General features: G+C 75.1%; 12 protein-coding genes. 11 read left to right on the top strand and 1 reads right to left on the bottom strand.

Annotated features, from left to right (window positions below; genetic code table 11):
* Positions 1-465: 465 nt before the first annotated feature.
* From OO60_RS33785 to OO60_RS33775, 3 genes are all read left to right on the top strand, one after another.
* A complete protein-coding gene (locus OO60_RS33785; protein ID WP_051767842.1) occupies positions 466-1,695 on the top strand; it encodes a pyridoxal-dependent decarboxylase, exosortase A system-associated in 1,230 nt (409 codons plus the stop codon).
* Between the two features lie 16 nt (positions 1,696-1,711).
* Positions 1,712-4,210, top strand: coding sequence for an AfsR/SARP family transcriptional regulator (locus tag OO60_RS33780; RefSeq protein WP_051767841.1), 2,499 nt, complete (start codon positions 1,712-1,714; stop codon positions 4,208-4,210).
* Positions 4,211-4,392: 182 nt separating this feature from the next.
* Positions 4,393-5,331: a TIGR03564 family F420-dependent LLM class oxidoreductase gene (locus tag OO60_RS33775; RefSeq protein WP_003074506.1), complete on the top strand. Its 939-nt coding sequence runs from the start codon at positions 4,393-4,395 to the stop codon at positions 5,329-5,331.
* Between the two features lie 320 nt (positions 5,332-5,651).
* On the opposite strand, the gene OO60_RS33770 is transcribed toward OO60_RS33775, so the two are convergent.
* On the bottom strand, positions 5,652-8,495 hold the full coding sequence (locus tag OO60_RS33770) for an AfsR/SARP family transcriptional regulator (protein WP_003074508.1): 2,844 nt from the start codon (positions 8,493-8,495) through the stop codon (positions 5,652-5,654).
* A gap of 116 nt (positions 8,496-8,611) precedes the next feature.
* On the opposite strand from OO60_RS33770, the gene OO60_RS33765 reads away from it, so the two are divergent.
* The 8 genes from OO60_RS33765 to OO60_RS33730 are packed head-to-tail and all read left to right on the top strand — an operon-like array spanning position 8,612 to position 16,702.
* Positions 8,612-9,364: a hypothetical protein gene (locus OO60_RS33765; protein ID WP_003074510.1), complete on the top strand. Its 753-nt coding sequence runs from the start codon at positions 8,612-8,614 to the stop codon at positions 9,362-9,364.
* Between the two features lie 59 nt (positions 9,365-9,423).
* The gene (locus OO60_RS33760) at positions 9,424-10,620 is read left to right on the top strand and encodes a hypothetical protein (RefSeq protein WP_003074512.1); all 1,197 of its coding nucleotides are present in this window, start codon (positions 9,424-9,426) and stop codon (positions 10,618-10,620) included.
* Positions 10,621-10,633: 13 nt separating this feature from the next.
* Entirely contained in the window at positions 10,634-11,095 is a 462-nt protein-coding gene (locus OO60_RS33755; RefSeq protein ID WP_003074513.1) for a hypothetical protein, read from the top strand.
* A 13-nt stretch (positions 11,096-11,108) separates the two neighbouring features.
* Entirely contained in the window at positions 11,109-11,315 is a 207-nt protein-coding gene (locus OO60_RS33750) for a hypothetical protein (protein WP_003074514.1), read from the top strand.
* Positions 11,312-13,903: a hypothetical protein gene (locus OO60_RS33745; protein ID WP_033262871.1), complete on the top strand. Its 2,592-nt coding sequence runs from the start codon at positions 11,312-11,314 to the stop codon at positions 13,901-13,903. The genes OO60_RS33750 and OO60_RS33745 overlap by 4 nt, the downstream gene beginning before the upstream one ends.
* On the top strand, positions 13,900-15,645 hold the full coding sequence (locus OO60_RS33740; RefSeq protein WP_033262870.1) for a hypothetical protein: 1,746 nt from the start codon (positions 13,900-13,902) through the stop codon (positions 15,643-15,645). Before OO60_RS33745 ends, OO60_RS33740 begins: the two co-directional genes overlap by 4 nt.
* Positions 15,642-16,133, top strand: coding sequence for a hypothetical protein (locus OO60_RS33735; RefSeq protein WP_033262869.1), 492 nt, complete (start codon positions 15,642-15,644; stop codon positions 16,131-16,133). The genes OO60_RS33740 and OO60_RS33735 overlap by 4 nt, the downstream gene beginning before the upstream one ends.
* Before the next feature lie 11 nt (positions 16,134-16,144).
* Positions 16,145-16,702 (top strand): hypothetical protein, encoded by a 558-nt coding sequence (locus tag OO60_RS33730; RefSeq protein ID WP_033262868.1) that lies wholly within the window; start codon positions 16,145-16,147, stop codon positions 16,700-16,702.
* Positions 16,703-16,715 lie beyond the last annotated feature (13 nt).

Here is a 16,715-nt window from a genome sequence, read left to right as displayed (position 1 = left end):
TCGTCGGAAGGGATCGCGGAAATCGGGAATGTGCGTCGTGGCGTCGGTTCCGGGAATTCCCCGGTTGGCCGGTGGATTCCGATCGTGCGGGCTGCGCACCCCGTTCGTCAAGGGGTGTCCGCGAGGACGGCGGTGGCAGGCAGGCGACGGCAGGAAGCTGCCACCGGCAGCGGCCACCCGACTGGGGCAACCGGGGCGGGTGACTGCGCCGAACGGTGTGGTCAATCGCGCTGACCTGCGGAAACGGGCTGGCTTGAGGTCATGGGTGATGTCACGGGAGTGACCGCTCGGGCACAGCAGGTACACCTGGGTGCCCCCATCCCCACCCGGCCGCCGAATCTGGGTGAGGACTACCCATGCCCGGGTGGGTGGGTAGTTGCTTCAGTGGTCCCCGTACCGCCACGGAAACGACGGTGGTGCGTTTTCGGATTGCCATTTCACCCGTGCTCGAAGAAAAGGAAAGCGATGGCGAACACGACGGAAGCCGCGGCGGCGCCGCATCGCCGCGCCGGCGGTGTGCTCACCGTGGGCGGCGTGCCCGTGGACCGGCTCGCGGCGCGGGTCGGCACCACCCCCTTCTTCGCCTACGACCGCTCGCTCGTCACCTCCCGCGTCGAGCGGGTGCGGGCCGCCCTCCCCGAGGACGTCGAGCTGAGCTACGCGGTCAAGGCGAACCCGATGCCCGCGCTGCTGCACCACTTGAGCGGCCTCGTCGACGGCCTCGACGTCGCTTCCGCCGGGGAACTGCGGCAGGCGCTCGACACGACCATCCCCCCGGAACGGATCAGCTTCGCCGGTCCCGGCAAGACCGCGGCCGAGCTGGCCCGCGCGGTCGCCGCCGGCGTCACGGTGGAACTGGAGTCCACCACCGAGCTGGCCCGCGTCCGGGAGGCGGGCGACCGCCTCGGCCTCACCCCGCGCGTGGCGCTGCGGGTGAACCCGGACTTCGCCGTGCGCGGGTCCGGCATGCGCCTGGGCGGCGGCCCGCAGCAGTTCGGCATCGACGCCGAACGCGTCCCCGCCGTGCTCGCCGAAGTCGGCGCCGCGGGCCTGGACTTCCAGGGCTTCCACGTCTTCGCCGGCTCCCAGAACCTGCGCGCGGAAAGCCTGTGCGAGGCCCAGCGCGCGACGGTCGACCTCGTGCTGCAGCTCGCCGAGGCGGCGCCCGGCCCGGTGCGGTCGGTGAACCTGGGCGGCGGCTTCGGGATTCCCTACACCGCCCGCGACACGGCCTTGGACCTCGACGAGGTCGGCGAGAACCTGGCGAAGCTCCTGGATGTTTCCCTGCGGCCCGCGCTGCCCGAGGCCCGCGTGGTCATCGAGCTCGGCCGCTACCTCGTCGGCGAGGCCGGGGTCTACCTCACCCGCGTGGTCGACCGGAAGGTCTCGCGCGGCACGACGTTCCTCGTCGTCGACGGCGGCCTGCACCACCAGCTGGCCGCGTCCGGCAACTTCGGGCAGGCCATCCGGCGCAACTACCCCCTCGCGCTGGCGACCGCGCCCGGCGGTCCCGAAGAGACGGTCACCGTGGTCGGCTGCCTGTGCACCCCGCTCGACCTGCTCGGCGACCGGGTTTCCCTGCCCGGTGCGGCGATCGGCGACCTGATCGCGATCTTCCAGGCCGGCGCGTACGGCCTGACCGCCAGTCCCACCGCCTTCCTCGGGCACCCGGCGCCGCCCGAAGTCCTCGTCTGACCCCGGAGGGAACACCGTGCAGACCACCGTGCCGACACCCGGAGCCCCCGGGCTCCGCGTCATCCCCGAACCGACCTCCGGCCCCGGCTTCCGCGTGCTCGGCCTGCTGCAGGTCCACGGCCGCGAGCCGGTCGTCGTCACCGCCCGCCGCCAGCAGGTGGTGCTCGCGCTGCTGCTGCTCAACGGCAACCGCGTGGTGCCGCTGGAGGTGCTGCTCGACGCGCTGTGGGGCGCCGCGCCGCCCGCGACGGCCCGGGCCCAGGTCCAGACCTGTGTGTCGGCCCTGCGCCGCGCACTGGCGACGGCCGGGCTGGGGGAGCGGATCTCCGCGCGCGGCAGCGGGTACTGCCTCGACCTCGCGCCCGGGGAACTGGACCTGCACGCGTTCGAGGCACTGGTGGCCCGCGGCCGGGCCGCGCGGCGCCCGGAAGATGCGCGGGCGGCGTTCCGCGAGGCGCTGGCCCTGTGGCGCGGGGACCCGCTGACCGGCATCGACAGCGGTGTCGTGCGGGCCCACCAGGTGCGCATCGCCGAGCGGCGGGTGGAGGTGCTCGAGGACTGCCTCGACGCCGAGCTGGAACTGGGGCTGCACCGCGAGGTCGTCGGGGAGATCTCGGTGCTGACCGAGGAACACCCGCTGCGCGAGCGGTTCGTGCTGCAGCTGATGACCGCGCTGCACCGCTGCGGCCGCCGGGTCGAGGCGCTCGCCGCCTACCGGGCCGTGCGCCGCCGGTTCGTCGACGAGCTGGGCCTGGAGCCCGGCGCCGCCCTGCGCGAGCTGCACCAGGACATCCTCGCCGGGTCGAGCGAGGCGCCCGCGGCCGGCTGGGCGCCGCCGCGGATGCTGCCGGCGCGCCTGCCGTACTTCACCGGCCACGAGCGGCTGCTGGCCGGGCTCCGGCGCGGCCTCGCCGACGACGGCCCCGGTGCCGCGGTCGTCACTGTCCTCAGTGGACGCGGCGGGGTCGGCAAATCCGCCGTGGCCGCGGAAGCCGCACACCGCGCCGCACCCGCCTTCCCCGACGGCGTGCTCTACGCGCGGCTGGCCGAAGAGGACGCCGCCGACGTGCTCGCGCGGTTCCTGCACGCACTCGGCCTGCCCGCGGCGGAGGTCCCCGAAGAGCTGGACGGCCGCGCCGCCCTGTACCGCAGCGTGCTCGCCGGCCGCCGGGTCCTGACCGTGCTGGAGGACGCGGCGAACCTGTCGCGCGTCACGCCGTTCGTCGCGGACGCCCGCGGCTGCCGGCTGCTCGTCACGACCCACGCCCGCGTGGCGTCGCGGCCCGGCGTGACCGTGGCCGAGCTGGACGTGCTGGACGGCGCGGAAGGCGTCGAGCTGCTGTCGGCCCTCGTCGGCGAGGACCGCGTGACCGCCGAGCTGTCCGACGCGGTCGAGCTGGTGGAGCTGTGCGGCGGGCTGCCGCTGGCCGTCACCGGCGCCGCCACGCACGTCGCCGCGCGGCCCGGCCGCACGCTGGCCCACGCGGTGGCGCGGCTGCGGGCCGAGGACGACCGGCTGGGCCGGCTCGGCACGGGCGTCCGCGACGCCGTCGGGCGCGGCCTCGACGAGCTGCCGGCCCCGGCGCGGGACCTGTTCGCCCGGCTGGCCCTGCTCCCCGCGGGCAGCTGGCCGGGCTGGTCGGCGTCGGCGCTGGCGGACGTCGGCCCGGCGGAAGCCGCGGACGCGCTGGAGGCGCTCGTCGACGCGCGGCTCGTCGACGTGGCAGGCACCCGCTACCGGCTGCCGCCGCTGACCCGCCTGCTCGCCCTCGAACTGCTGGCGGCACAACCCCTTCCCGCGCGGGCGGCGGCGTCGCGGCGGCTCTTCGGCGCGTGGCTGCACCTGGCCGACCAAGCCCGTGGCGTCGAGGTCGAGGGCGTGCCGCGGACGCCGGTGCCGTCCGGCCCCGGCGACCCCCGCACGTGGTACGACCGCGAGCACACCGGCCTGCTGGCCGCGGTGCGCGAAGCCGCCGACGCCGGGGAACCCCGCTACTGCGCGGAACTCGCGCTGGCGGTGGCCGACCTGGCCGGCGAACGCGGCTGGTACGCGGACTGGCGTGAAAGCGGCGAAACGGCGTTGGGCGTGGTGGTCCCGGCGGGCGACCGGCGGGCCGAGGCGGCGCTGGAACGGTCCCTCGGCGAGCTCGCGGTCCGCGAGAGCCGGTTCGCCGACGCGGCCGGCCGCATCACCCGCGCGCTCACGGCGGGGGAGCAGGCGGGCGGCGCGAGCTGGGACGAGCTGGTCCGTGAAGTCCTCGCCGGAGTCGGTCGCGCACGGGCTTCGGGGGCCGCCGACCCGATGCCGGGCGTACCGGTGCCGGGAGTGCCGGTGCCCGGCAACCGGACGGCGTCACCGCGGATCACGCTGGGCCGCAACCAGTTCGACCTGGCGGCCGACCGCGCCCAGCCCGACGGCACACTCCGGTCGGCGGGCCGCGCGGGCCACCGCCGCCTGCCCCGCCCGCGCCCGATCTCGTGGCGCCGCGAGTCCGACTACCCGGAGGAGGCGTGACGCGCCCCCGGACCGGCAGCGCCCGGACCACGCGAGTTCCGGCCCCGATCACGCGAGTTCCGGCTTCAAGCACGCGAGTTCCGGGTTCAAGCACGCGAATCCCGCCCCGGATCACGCCGGCCGGCGCCGTGACGTGTCCTGAGCCCGACCTTCCCGAAGCAGCCTGATCCCGGAGGAACCCCATGACCATCGGTGCCGCCCTGCCCGCCGGCGACCTCTCCGGGGCCGCCAACAGCGTCGAAGAACTCCTCGCCCAGACCCGCGAGGCGGCGGCCGCCGGGCTGCGCTCGGTGTGGTTCTCCCAGCTCTTCGACCACGACGCCGTCACCCTCGCCGCGCTGGCCGGGCGGGAGGTGCCCGGCATCGCCGTCGGGACCGCGGTCGTGCCGCTCTACCCCCGGCACCCGCTGCACCTGGCCGCCCAGGCGCAGACCGCGCAGGCCGCCACCGGCGGCCGGTTCACCCTCGGCCTAGGCATGGGCGTCCGGAGCCTGCTGGAACCGGCGTTCGGCTTCGAATACCCGCCGCCGATCACGTCCCTGCGCGAATCCCTCACCGTCCTGCGCGACATCTTCGGCGGCAGCCGCCCGCTGTTCGACGGCGAGACCCTGACCGCCTGCCCGCCGCTGCCCACGACGGTCCCGGGCGGCGGCGACGTCCCGATCGTCGTCGCCGCCATGGGACACCAGGCATTGCGCGTGGCGGGGGAGCTGGCGGACGGCACCCTGCCGTTCCTGGCGGGCCCGCGCGCACTGGCGGACCACATCGTGCCCGTCCTCACCAAGGCGGCCGCCGACGCCGGACGCCCGCAGCCGCGCGTCATCGCGGCGGTGCCGGCGGTGGTCACCGACGACGCCGGCCCGGTGCGGCAGATCGCCGCGGTGCACCTGGGCTACTACGGCGACATCCCGTCCTACCGCCGGATCCTCGACGTCGAGGGCGCCACGCACGCCGCGGACCTCGCCCTGATCGGGGACGAACGGGTCGTGGAGGCCGGCCTGCGCCGCTACTTCGACGCAGGCGCCACGGAAATCGTCCTGATCCAGTCGGGGATGCGTTCGGCACGGGACCGGCTGCGGACCTGGCGGCTGGCGGGATCGCTGAACGCCCGGGCGCACTGACCGCGGCCGCCGGGCGGCCCGGGATCCGCGCTCGGCCCGGGATGCCGAGGACGAGGTCGGCCACCTTGGCCGGCGGCGTGGCGGAGAGGTCGGTGATCGGGTGCCCGCCGACGCGGTGCGCCGAGGCGTTGCCGGTGTCGCGGGCCGCCTGCTCGTCGACGCTCATCTGCGCCGCGATCCACCGCCGACCGAGTTCGCCGAGCAGCTGCCGGAAGAGCCGCGCGAGCCCGGGAACGTCGGCGACGTCCCCGGCGGACGGCGTGCCGTCGAACCCGAGGCGGAAATCTATCGAGCCGCCGTACCGGGCGCCCATACGTTCGCTACACGTTCCCGGTGGGGGTCCGGCTCCAGTTCGCCGCGCGCTTCTCGACCTCGTCCGCCGCCGGGTGCAGGTTTCCCGCGCGGTACAGGGTGATTGCTTCCTGCCACGCCTCGCGCGCCTGGTCCGCGTGGCCCAGTGACTGGTGCGCGTCGCCCATGGCGGCGAACGTCGCCGCCTGGCGGTAGGTGTTGTCCAGGTGGCGCCACAAGGACAACGCCTGGCGGGACCGGTCCAGTGCCTCGTCGTGGCGGCCGGTGTCGGCGGCGATGGCCGCCAGGCTGTCCAGTGCGTCGGCCTGGCCGTAGACGTCGTTGCTTTCGCGACAGCGGGCCAGGCCCGCCTCGGCGTGGGTTCGCGCCTCCTCGTGGCGGCCCAGCCGGCTCAGGCACGCGCCGATCAGGCTGAACGCGCGCGCCTCCCACTTGCCGTCTTCGAGCGCGCTGTACAGCTCCTGCGCACTGGTGGCGTGCTCCAGCGCTCGCTCGTCGTCCTTCTCGTTCGTCCAGTGCAGCGCCAGGACGAAGTGGACGCCCGCCTGGCCCAGCGTGTCGCCGATCTCGCCGGCCAGCGCCAGGGAACGGTTCAGGTGGTGCAACGCTTCCGCCGGCATCCCGAACGGGCCGTAGACCAGGCCGAGGCGGCGGTGCGCGCGGGCCTGCACGGCCACGTCCCCGAGGCGCTCGGCGGCGGCCAGGCCGGCCAGCCACGACGTGATGTTGGGCTGGAGGTGACCGCGGCGGTAGTGGAAGTTGTCGAGCGTCCAGGCCAGCTGCCACACCCACGTGTCCCAGCCGGCGTCCTCGGCGGCCTGCCGCGCCGCGAGCACGCACTGGTGGTTGCCGTCGAACCAGGTCATCGCGGCCGTGTCGTCGGCCAGCGGGGCCGGGACGCAGCCGGGCGGCGGCTCGCCGACGTCGATCGGCGGGTGCTGCTGGTCGAGCAGGCGGCTGCCGCGGTGGCCGGTGTGCAGGTGGAAGGCGACCAGCCGGCGCAGCGCCGCGGTCCGCGCCGGTTCCGGCTCGTCGGCCTGCACGGTGGCCTGCGCGTGCTGGCGGACCAGGTCGTGGAAGCGGAACCGGCCGGTCACCGGCTGCTGGAGCAGGTGGTCGTCGACGAGGCTTTCCAGCAGCCGCTCGGCTTCGGCCGCGGGCACGGCGGCCAGCGCCGCGGCCGCCGGGACGTCGATGTCCGGGCCCGGGTTCAGCCCGAGCAGCCGGAACATGCGCTGCTGCGCCGCGTCCAGGTGCGCGTAGGACAACGCGAACGCCGCGGCGACGCTGCGGTCGCCCGCGGACAGCTCGGCCAGCGGACGGCCCGCCTGGCGCAGCCGGTCGGCCAGGTGGGCCACCGTCCACGCGGGCCGGGTCCGCAGCCGCGCCGCCGCGATCCGGATCGCCAGCGGCAGGTGCCCGCACAGCGCGACGACGTCACGGACGGCGTCGGCTTCGGCGGCGGCCCGGTCGTCGGCGACGATGCCGCTGAACAACGCGATCGCGGTGGCCTCCGGGAGCACGTCCAGCGACAGGATGTGCGCCGCCTCCAGCCCGACCAGGCGACGGCGGCTGGTGATCAGCATCAGCGTCCCCGGGCTGCCCGGCAGCAGCGGCCGGACCTGGGCGGCGTCCGCGGCGTTGTCCAGCACGACGAGGATCGAACGGCCGGCGAGCTCCGCGCGCCAGAGCGCCGCGCGGGCGTCCGGTTCGCGGGGGATCCGGTCCGCGGCCACGCCGAGCGCCCGCAGCAGCGTGTCCAGCGCCGCCGCCGGGGTGGTCGGGGCCTGGCCGCAGGTGTGCCCGTGCAGGTCGATGAACAGCTGGGCGTCGCGGTAGCGCCCGGCGAGCCGGTGCGCGGCGTGGATCGCCAAGGTCGTCTTGCCGATGCCGGCCATCCCGTCGATGGCCTCGATCACGACGGCCGTCGGCGCGGAGTGCGCGACCCCGCCCGGGGCCGACAGCAGCCGGGAGAGCTCGGTTTCGCGGCCGGCGAAGTCGGCGATGTCGCCCGGGAGGTCGTTGCGGACCGCCCCGGCCGGCCGGACGGCGACCGGGCGCGCCGGGAACAGCGCGGGATCGTTGTCGAGGATCCGGCGGTGGATCCCGGCCAGCCGGGGCGAGGGGTCGAGCCCGAACCGGTCGACCAGCACCGTCCGGGCCCGGGTGAACGCGTCCAGCGCGTCCGCCTGGCGGCCCGCGCGGTACAGGGCCGTCATCAGCTGCCCCCACAGCCGTTCGTGGCCGGGGTGCCGGTCGGTCAGCGCGGTCAGTTCGCCGATCAGCGCCTCGCCGGCGCCGGTGGCGAGGTCGGCGTCGACGCGGTCTTCGAGGGCGCCGAGCCGCAAGGCCTGCAGCCGCCGGGTTTCGGCCAGCAACGCCACGGTGCCGGCGAAGTCTTCGTAGGCGTCACCGCGCCACCGGGCCAAGGCCCGGGTCAGCAGGTCCGACGCCGTCACCGGGTCCGCCGCCAGCGCCGCCCGCCCGGCGGCCGCCAGCCGTTCGAACTCGCGGGCGTCGAGCAGCGCGGGTTCCAGCCGCAGCACGTAGCCCGCCGCGCGGGTTTCGATCAGGTCGGCGGCGACCGGCGCCAGCGAGCGGCGCACGCGGGACATGTAGGTCCGGACCGTCCGCGGCGTGCCGGGCGTGGCGTCGACGTCCCACAGCGCGTCCGCCATCGTGTCCACCCCGGTGACCCGGCCGGCGTTCGCGATCAGCAGCGCGAGCAGCGTGCGGATCCGGGGACCGCCCAGGTCGAGCGGCCTGCCGTGCACCAGCACCTCGAACGGGCCGAGCACGCGGAACTCCGGTCGTGCCCGCTCCTCGGCCGCCTCGCCCGCCGGGTCGTCCATCCCCACCCTGTTCAAGAGGACCGGGCCGCGGCGTGGATACAGGTCCGTTCGGCCCAATCCCGGCGTTGTCGACCGGTTGTCGACCGGCTGTCGACGGGCCTTGTCACGGTGGGCCCATGGACGTCGCCAGTGAGATCGTGCTGCGGCTCGCCGATCCGGTGGCCCGCCCTTCCGTGCTGACCGCCGAGGCGCTGCTCGCGATCGCCACGGTGGCCTACGAGCTCGACCCCGCGCTCGTCACGGAACCGGCGACGGCGACGTTCGACCGCTTCGACCTCGCCGTGCCGCTCGGCGCCCGGGTGTCCGCGCTGGCCCAGTTCCGCCGCACCGGCGAGCCGGTGCCGTGGGAGGTGAGTGCTTCCTGGGACACCGGGCAGGCGCCGCCGGCCGCGGCCGACGCGGTGTGGACCGGCGCCGTCGTGGTCCGCACGGCGCGCCCCGGCGGGACCATTGTGGACGTCACCACCGAAGAGTCCGAAGTGGACAGCCGGATCGCGCTCGGCACCACCGTGGCGATGAGCCCGCCGGAGCACGACCCGGCCCCGGTGCCGGTCCCGTTGCCGGTACTCGTCGCGTTCCTCGCCGCGGACGCCACCACGAGCCCCCGCGACCTGCTGCGGGCGACCGCGGTGGCCCGGCTCGGCGCCGCCCGCTACGCCGCCGCCGACGTCCCCCGCGGGGCGCCGGACCGCCGGTTCGACCGCCTCGTCTGCTGGGTCGTCCCGGACCCGACGTTCGACGACCCCGGCTGGTCGGGGGCGCAGAGCGACACGACGCCGGAGCAGCGGCGGGCGGACCGGCTGCGCGCGGCGCGGGGCTGGCTCGCCGGCCAGGGCGTCGCCGTCATCACCTTCACGGAGCCCACATGACCGCCAAATCCCGCGCCAAACGCGCATCGACCACGTCAGAACCACGTTCGGAGATCGGTATGGCCACCCTCGTGCAACCGGCTTTCCCCTTTGTCGACGTCACCATCGACACCAGCGCGCTGGTCCCGGTCGCGCAACGCTCGCCGGGCGTGGTCGCGGTGGTCGGCAACGCCGACGGCGCCACCGCGCCCGCGTCGACGCCGCTGGTCGTCACGGCCCACGACGACGCGCTCGCGCTGTTCGGCAAGGCCGGCGCGGCGACCCCGCTGACCCGCAGCCTGGACCTGGTGTTCGCCCAGGACCCGCGGCCCAGCAAGGTCTACGGCGTCCGCACCCCGGCGGCCGGCAACTACGCCGCCGCGCTCGCGGGCCTGGAGGCCGCCGACGACGTCACGTTCGTCTGCCTGGCCGGGGAAACGACGGTCGGCGCGGCCACCAACGGCGGCACCCCCGCGACCGGCCTGCGAGCGCTGGCCGAGCACGTCGAGAACACGTCCGCGGCGGGCAACCGGCGGATCGCGGTCGCGATGATCGACCCGGCCATCGCGAAGACCGCGACCTATGTGGACACCGTGCTGGCGACCGGCTCCTACGGCGCGCTGAAGAGCTCGACCGGCCGGATGATCCTGGTCGCCGCGCGCGGCGCGACCACCGACGAGACGGCGAGCCCGAACCCGGTCGCCGACGCCGCCGCGGCCGTCATGGGCGCGGTCGCCGGCCTGGCCCCGGCCACCAGCCTCGTGCTGAAGCAGGTCCGCGGCTTCACCGTGCCGATCACCCAGCAGTACGTGCCCGCCGAGGTCACCGGGCTGGCCGGCCAGGGTGTCATCCCGCTGATCGACCCGGCGCTCGTGCCGGGCACCGGGCTGTTCATGGGCGACGGCGGCGTGTTCTCGTCCGACCCCGCGATCGGCTACGCCGACACCCGCCGGGTGATCGACGACGCCGAGGCGCGGCTGCGGGCCGGGCTGATCGGCTCGGTGGGGGACGCGCGGATCACCAAGGCCGGCCTGACCGCCGTGCGCGTGCGGGTGGAGGGCATCCTCGGCCCGCTGCAGCTCGGCGCGGTGATCGACGACTTCTCCGTCACCATCCCGCTGCTGGCCATCCTCGCGCTGCCGGAGAACGCCCGCAGCGCCGCCGAGCAGGCCCAGGTGGTCACCGCCCGCCAGACCCGCCAGGTGTCCGTCCTCATCAGCATCACGTACGGGCCCGCGGTGCACCGGCTCAACGTGACACTCGCCCCCCAGTTCTGACCAGGAGCCCAGCATGTCGAGTCCCGAAGCCAGCTGGAACACCCGCCTCTCGGTGCACTACACCGACGACCGCGGCGTCGACCACGAGATTTCGCCGATCCAGTCGTTCACGCCCACGTTCGCCACCACGGCCGAGCCGCTGCACAGCATCGAACGCACCCACGTCGGCGTCGTCACCCAGCCCTTTTCGCTGACCTTTTCGCTGACGGTCAACGCGATCGGCCCGGCCACCGCGCAGCTGACCGCGCTGGCGCTCAACGCGACCGAGTTCAGCATCGCGATGCAGGAGCGCAGCGGCGACGACTGGTCGTTCTCCACGATCGTGCTCAGCCGGTGCGTGATCACCAGCGCCTCGCCGACGGCGGCCACCGTGACGGGTGCCCCGCAGGCGACGTTCTCCGGCTTCTCCATGCACGTCGACGCGACGGACGCCGGGGGCACCAAGACCTCCGGCCCGCTGCAGGCGTCGCGGTAAGAGGGGGAGTTCCGTGTCCGATGCCCCGGAAGCCGGTGCCGGCGGCCTGCTGCCACCGCCCGGACAGTGGTGGGACGAGCCGGGGGCGCACGCCACCGCGCGGCCCGGCGGGCTGGTCCTCGAGTTCCCGGTCGAGGTCGAGGTCCGCCTGGTCGCACCGGACCGCCCGGCCGACACGACCATCCAGCGGCTGACCGCGGCCCTGGAGGGGCTGTCATGACGACCGTTCGCGTGCCGGTCCGGATCCGGCTCGACCTCGATCCCGCGCGGCCGCCGGCGGAACTGGCCCGGCTGCTGCGCGACGCGACCGAGCAGGCCACCGTCCGTGCGGCCGAGCGGGCGAGCCGGGTGCCCGCCGTCCGCGACGCGGCCTGGGACGACGGACCGCCCGCGGTGACGGTCCGGTTCACCGGTGCTGCGCTGCCCCAGGCACTGGCCGCCGATCTGTCGGCCGCCACCCGGGCAGCGCTCCAGACCGCAACCGCACGGCTGCAGGCCCCGTCGGCCGGTGCCGCCAAGGGGCCGGCCGGGACCGCGCGGAAGGTCCCGGTCGCCGTGCGGTTGCGGTCCTTCGCCACCCTCGGGGAGGCGTGGGACGCCGTGCTCGGCCACTACCACGGCGACCCGCCCGGCGAGGTCCTCGTCATCGCGCGCATCGGCGGCAGCCCGCGGCAGGCGATCGTCGTCGCCAACGGCGGGCAGCCGACGCGGCGGATCGAGGGCGACTTCAAGCTGTTCGTGCCCGCGCGCTTCGGCGGCGGGGAACGGCCCGCCGGCGCCCTGGACGCCGACGAGCTGCGGTTCTGGCGGTTCGTCGGCGACGAGAAGAAGTGGCACGCCGCGCTGGCCGAGCTGGAGCTGGAGAAACCCGGCGTGCCGCAGTTCGCCTGGCCGGGCCCGGCGGCCATCTACGAGTTCCGCAAGGTCGGGGCCCACGTGCAGTGGCACGTGGCGCCGGCGTCGTTCACCAGCGGGACGCTGCCGGTGGTGGTGCTGACCGAGGAGGTCGTCCGCGAGGGGTACGGGACGGACTGCGCGCCGCTGGACCTGTCCACGGCCGGCGAAGCCGACCTCCGGGCGCCCTACCTCGGCGAGCCGCACCTGAGCGAGTGGCCCGCCGACCGGGAGCACCTGGCCGCGCTGATCGGCGAGATCGCCACCCGGCTGGCCATGCCGCCGGGCGGCTACGCCGGCTCGTTCGCCATCGTCGCCGCGGCCGAAATCGGCAGGCAGAGCGAACGCCTCGGCGTCGCCGGCGGCGGGACGCGGGGCCGGCAGGCGGAACTGCGCCGGCTGGCCGAGGCTTCGGTCCTCACCACCAACCTCGCCGCGGCCTACGTCGACGCGATGTACTCCGCCGACCGCTCCAAGTCGTTGCGCTGCCCGCTGGCCGGCCACAGTGGACAGTGGGCCGCGCACTTCCACCAGCTGTTCTTCCGGGTGCGGCGGGACGCCGTCGGGCAGCTGTTCGTCTCGGCCTGCCAGGACGTCCTCCTGGAAGTGCTGGAGAAGAGCCTGGTCGAGCTGGACCGCAGGCTGGACGCCACGAACTTCCCGCAGTACATGCGGTTCACCCGCGCGTTGCTGGTGATCGTGCTGGCGCCGAGCGCCGAGCTGGAGGATCTGCGCCGCCGGATCGGCGTCGCGAAGGCGCGGAACCGCAACCCCGGGCTCGCGTGGCGCGCCCCGAACCTGCACGCCGGCTGGGGCCGGGCGAGCGCCGACGTCGTGGCCGCCATCCGCGACGCGGCGCCGGACAGCAGCCCGGCGGGTGCGGTCGCGGCCGTCGACGGCCAGTACTGGGCCAAGGACGCCCACGGGCGCTGGTGGAGCGACGAGCAGCTGGCCTTCGCGATCGGCACGGCCCGCGACGAGGCGTTCCTGATCGACCCGTTCCTCGAGAAGATCAAGGACCTCTCCGACGTCGCGAGCCGGCTCGCGGACGCGCAGCGCCGGGACGACGAGCGCAGCGAGCAGGCGGGCAACGCCGTCACCGAAGCGGTGGACGCCGAATTCTCCGCCGTGCTCAAGGAAGTCCGGCGCGAGAACCTCGAACGCACCGCGCGGGTCCGCCGCGACCGCACGATCGCGCTCGGGCTGGCGAGCTTCGTCGAGGACCGCACCGACGAGATCGGCGCCCGGCTGACCGGCATCCACCGGAAGGCCGACGAGCGCCTGCGCCCGATGTTCGGCTACCAGGCCGTCTACGTCGACGCCCTGCACGAACTCGCGGCGGCCGAGCTGGGCAAGGCCGAGCTCACCGAGTTCTTCAGCCTCGTCGGCCTGCCGTTCCTCGCCGTCTTCTGCCCGCCCGCGGCGTTCCTGCTCGGGGCCGCCCAGGCGGCCGGTGCCCTGGTGACCGCCTACGAGCACCGCGGGATCCAGCGGGCGCTGCTCGGCGGCGACGAGATCATCACCAGGGCCCAGGCGGAGGCCGAGCTGTGGGCGGCCTGGATCGGCGCCGCGCTCGCGTTCCTCCCGGCGGCGAAACCGCTCGCCCGCGGGCTGTCCGGCGCCGCGCGGCTGGCGCTGCCGGGCGCCGAACGGCGGGTGGCGGCCATCGCCGCGATCCGGCTGGCCAAGCAGGAAGCGGAACACCTGTTCGCCGTCGTGACCGCCGAAGAACTGGTGAGCGCCTTCCTGCGGGAGGCGGTCAAGGGGTACGTGCTCAACCTCGTGCTGTCCTCGGCCATCGAGCGGTTCGTCGACGCCGTCGTGCACGAAGACCTCCACGGCGAGGTCTCCCGCGACGAGCTGCGCGCGATCATGACCGCGGCGGCCCGCGCCGCCGGGGCAGGTGCGCCGTGACGCCCCAGCCGCCGGGTGGCGCGCACGCCGCGCTGAGCGGGCACCCGCGCCTGCTGGAGGGCCTGGCCGAGGTCCGGCAGCGCACCCGGCTGACCGAGGAACGCCTGCGGGAGCTGTGGGACCGGTCGCTCGGCTCGTCGCTGGACATCCTCGGCCTCGGGTACGTCCGGGACTTCGAGACGGCGATGGCGAACGTGCGGGAACTGCGCGGGCGCGTCCACGAGCTCTACGAACGGCTCTTCCGGCAGCCCCTGACCGAAGCGGACCTGGAGAACCTCCGGGTGTTCGAAGCGGCGCTGGCCGACGACGTCCAGGCGCTGGCCGATCCGCAGCGGTGGGCCCGCGACCGCCCGAACCTGCCGGACAAACGGCTCGCCCCGGACGCGGCCCCCGCCTCGCCCGCCGAGGCCGGGCGACGGCGGGCCGCCCGGGTGCGGGCGCTGCCCGCGGACCGGCGGGTGGCCTTCGACCGGGCCCGGCTGCTCGCGCCCGACCGGCTGGAAGCCGCGCTGCGCGGCGAACCCCGGGCGGAAGCGGCGTTCCGGCGCGCGCTGGCGGAGAAGGGGATGGACGAGGAGTCGATCGGCCACGCCCTCGACGCGCTCGACGACGTCCGCAACCCGGGCCTGGACTACGCGTTCGGCGCGGGTCCGGGCCGCGCGCAGGCGGAAACGGCCCGGGTGCACGCCGCGTACCGGGAGCTCCCGGCCGAGCAGCGGACTCTGGTCAACCAGGCCAACGTCCTCGACCCGGATTTCCTGCGGCTGGTGGTGCTCGGGGAGAACGAAGCCGAGATTTCCCGGCGCATCGACCGGTTCTGCGCCGAACACGGCATCACCGGGCAGCGGCGCACCGACCTCGAAGCCGCCCTGCGGCGGCTGAACGACGTCCACCGCGAAGTCCTGCACGACGTCGGCCCGGACGGGACCGGCAGTGCCCAGGCCCGGACCCGGGCCGAGGTCCTCGACCGGGCGGCGGCCGAGATCGGGCTGCCGTCCCAGGACGAGATCACCCGGCGGCTGGGCCGCAGTTCGGCCGTCGTCGAGCTCGCCGCGCGCAGCCCGGGACAGCTGGCGAAACTCGCCTCGGACTGGCTGCGCTACGCCGTGGCGAAGCGGGCGGAGGGCAAGCCGGTCGCGACCCTGGAGCGGTATGTGCGGGCGTTGTCCCGCTCCCACGTGCGCGGCCTGCTCGGCGAGCGCACCGCGGCCTTCCAGCTCGCCGACGACGCCTGGATCATCAAGGTGCCCGACCTGAACGTGACGGTGGGCGGGACCGACTTCGTCGCCGTGGACACGCGGACCGGCGAAGTGTGGTTCGGCGACAACAAGGCGCTGTCGAGCCGCGGGCTGGGCGAGGTCAGCAGCCTCATCGACAACATCGTCGACAACATGGCCGCCGACGTCGCCGAGTTCGGGAGCTGGCTCCACCGCGACGAAGTCCCGTTGCCGCCCAAGCTCGCCGACGCCGTCCGGCGCGCGGCGGAAGCGTCGGCCGAAGTGAGCGCGTACGTCTCACGGGTGCGGCCCGAGGAGATCACCAGCGACCGCGTGCAGCGCCGGATCGGCAAGATCCTCGCCCGCAAGGGCGTCGGCCGCGTGGTCACCAACGCCGGCGGTGAGCTGTCCTGGCTGACCGGCGCGGCCCGGAAGTACCTGTCCTTCCAGAACCTCAATGAACGCGGTCCCATCGCGCCGGAGCGCCGCATCGAGTTGCCCGCACCCGAAGGGAGTGCCCCGTGAGCGGCTACGAACCCGGCCAGCACACGCCGAGCGCCATCCTGTCCGACGGGATCGTGCCGGTCCCGCTCTGGGCCGTCACCCAGCTGTCCATCGCGTCGACGTACTTCGTGCCGCAGATCGGCGGCAGCAGGCGCCGGGTCGCGGTCGTCACCCACGACGACACGCTGTCCTTCAGCGCGGTGCTGCTCGGCCCGTCGCGGTTCGCCTGGAAGGTGGCGCTGGAGAACCTGGCCGAGTCCAGCCGGCAGGGCACCGCGCTGTCCCGGCTGACCCGCAACGCCGTCGGCGGGCTGGTGCTGATCACCGCGGCCACCATCCGCACCGACCTCGCCGTCCAGTCGCTCACCTTCACCCAGGCGGCCGGGCGGCGCGAGGCGATCGACGTGTCGATGCAGCTGATCCACCTGCCCCGGCCGGGCAGCCTCGCCAAGCTGCTCGAGGTCGCCTCGGTCGGGGTCGGCGCGCTGACCGACGCGCTGCCGGTCTGAAGGGGACGACGATGACCGTGTTCGCGCTGCCCGGGCTGATCAGCCGGCCGCCCTTCGCCGTGCCCGCCCTGCCGGGCCCCGACGTCCCGGCGAGCGGGCCCGCCGCGCCCCGGGAGCTCAAGCAGGAGCTCACCGCCGGCCTGCCGGTCCGGGTCGACCTCGACGGCGCACGCGGCCTCGTGCTCGCCGTCCCGCTCGGCGTCGCCCGCAGCGTCCTGTCCGCCGACCCGCAGGCCGTCGTCTTCGACACCCGGACGGACGTCGATCCGGCCGCCGCCCGGGACGACGGGGCCGCGTGGCCGCGCCTCACGCTGCTGTCCGGCGGGGTGATCGGCGAGACGGTCCCGGTGGTGGCCGGCGTGCCGTTCGCGCTGCGGCTCGGCGCCGTGGCGGCCGTCGAGGTCACCGTCGACCTGCTGGTCGTCACGATCGGCACGCTGCGCAGCCCCGGGCAGTTCGGCAGCAGGCTCGCCCTGCGGTGGCGGGACCTGGGGCCCGCGCCCGACACCGGCCCGCCGCGGTCCGGCGGCGACCCCGGCATCCCCGTCCTCAACGCCCCGAACCCCTGACCACCGAAGGAGG

Origin of the sequence: Amycolatopsis vancoresmycina (assembly GCF_000716785.1) — a bacterium.
GTDB lineage: Bacteria > Actinomycetota > Actinomycetes > Mycobacteriales > Pseudonocardiaceae > Amycolatopsis > Amycolatopsis vancoresmycina.
This window is presented reverse-complemented; position numbering and strand designations above follow the sequence as displayed.

Excerpts from the sequence above, each read along its gene's own strand:
- OO60_RS33785 (WP_051767842.1), top strand. The coding sequence starts at position 466 with ATGGCGAACACGACGGAAGCCGCGGCGGCGCCGCATCGCCGCGCCGGC.
- OO60_RS33775 (WP_003074506.1), top strand. The coding sequence starts at position 4,393 with ATGACCATCGGTGCCGCCCTGCCCGCCGGCGACCTCTCCGGGGCCGCC.
- OO60_RS33770 (WP_003074508.1), bottom strand. The coding sequence starts at position 8,495 with ATGGACGACCCGGCGGGCGAGGCGGCCGAGGAGCGGGCACGACCGGAG.
- OO60_RS33765 (WP_003074510.1), top strand. The coding sequence starts at position 8,612 with ATGGACGTCGCCAGTGAGATCGTGCTGCGGCTCGCCGATCCGGTGGCC.
- OO60_RS33760 (WP_003074512.1), top strand. The coding sequence starts at position 9,424 with ATGGCCACCCTCGTGCAACCGGCTTTCCCCTTTGTCGACGTCACCATC.
- OO60_RS33755 (WP_003074513.1), top strand. The coding sequence starts at position 10,634 with ATGTCGAGTCCCGAAGCCAGCTGGAACACCCGCCTCTCGGTGCACTAC.
- OO60_RS33745 (WP_033262871.1), top strand. The coding sequence starts at position 11,312 with ATGACGACCGTTCGCGTGCCGGTCCGGATCCGGCTCGACCTCGATCCC.
- OO60_RS33730 (WP_033262868.1), top strand. The coding sequence starts at position 16,145 with ATGACCGTGTTCGCGCTGCCCGGGCTGATCAGCCGGCCGCCCTTCGCC.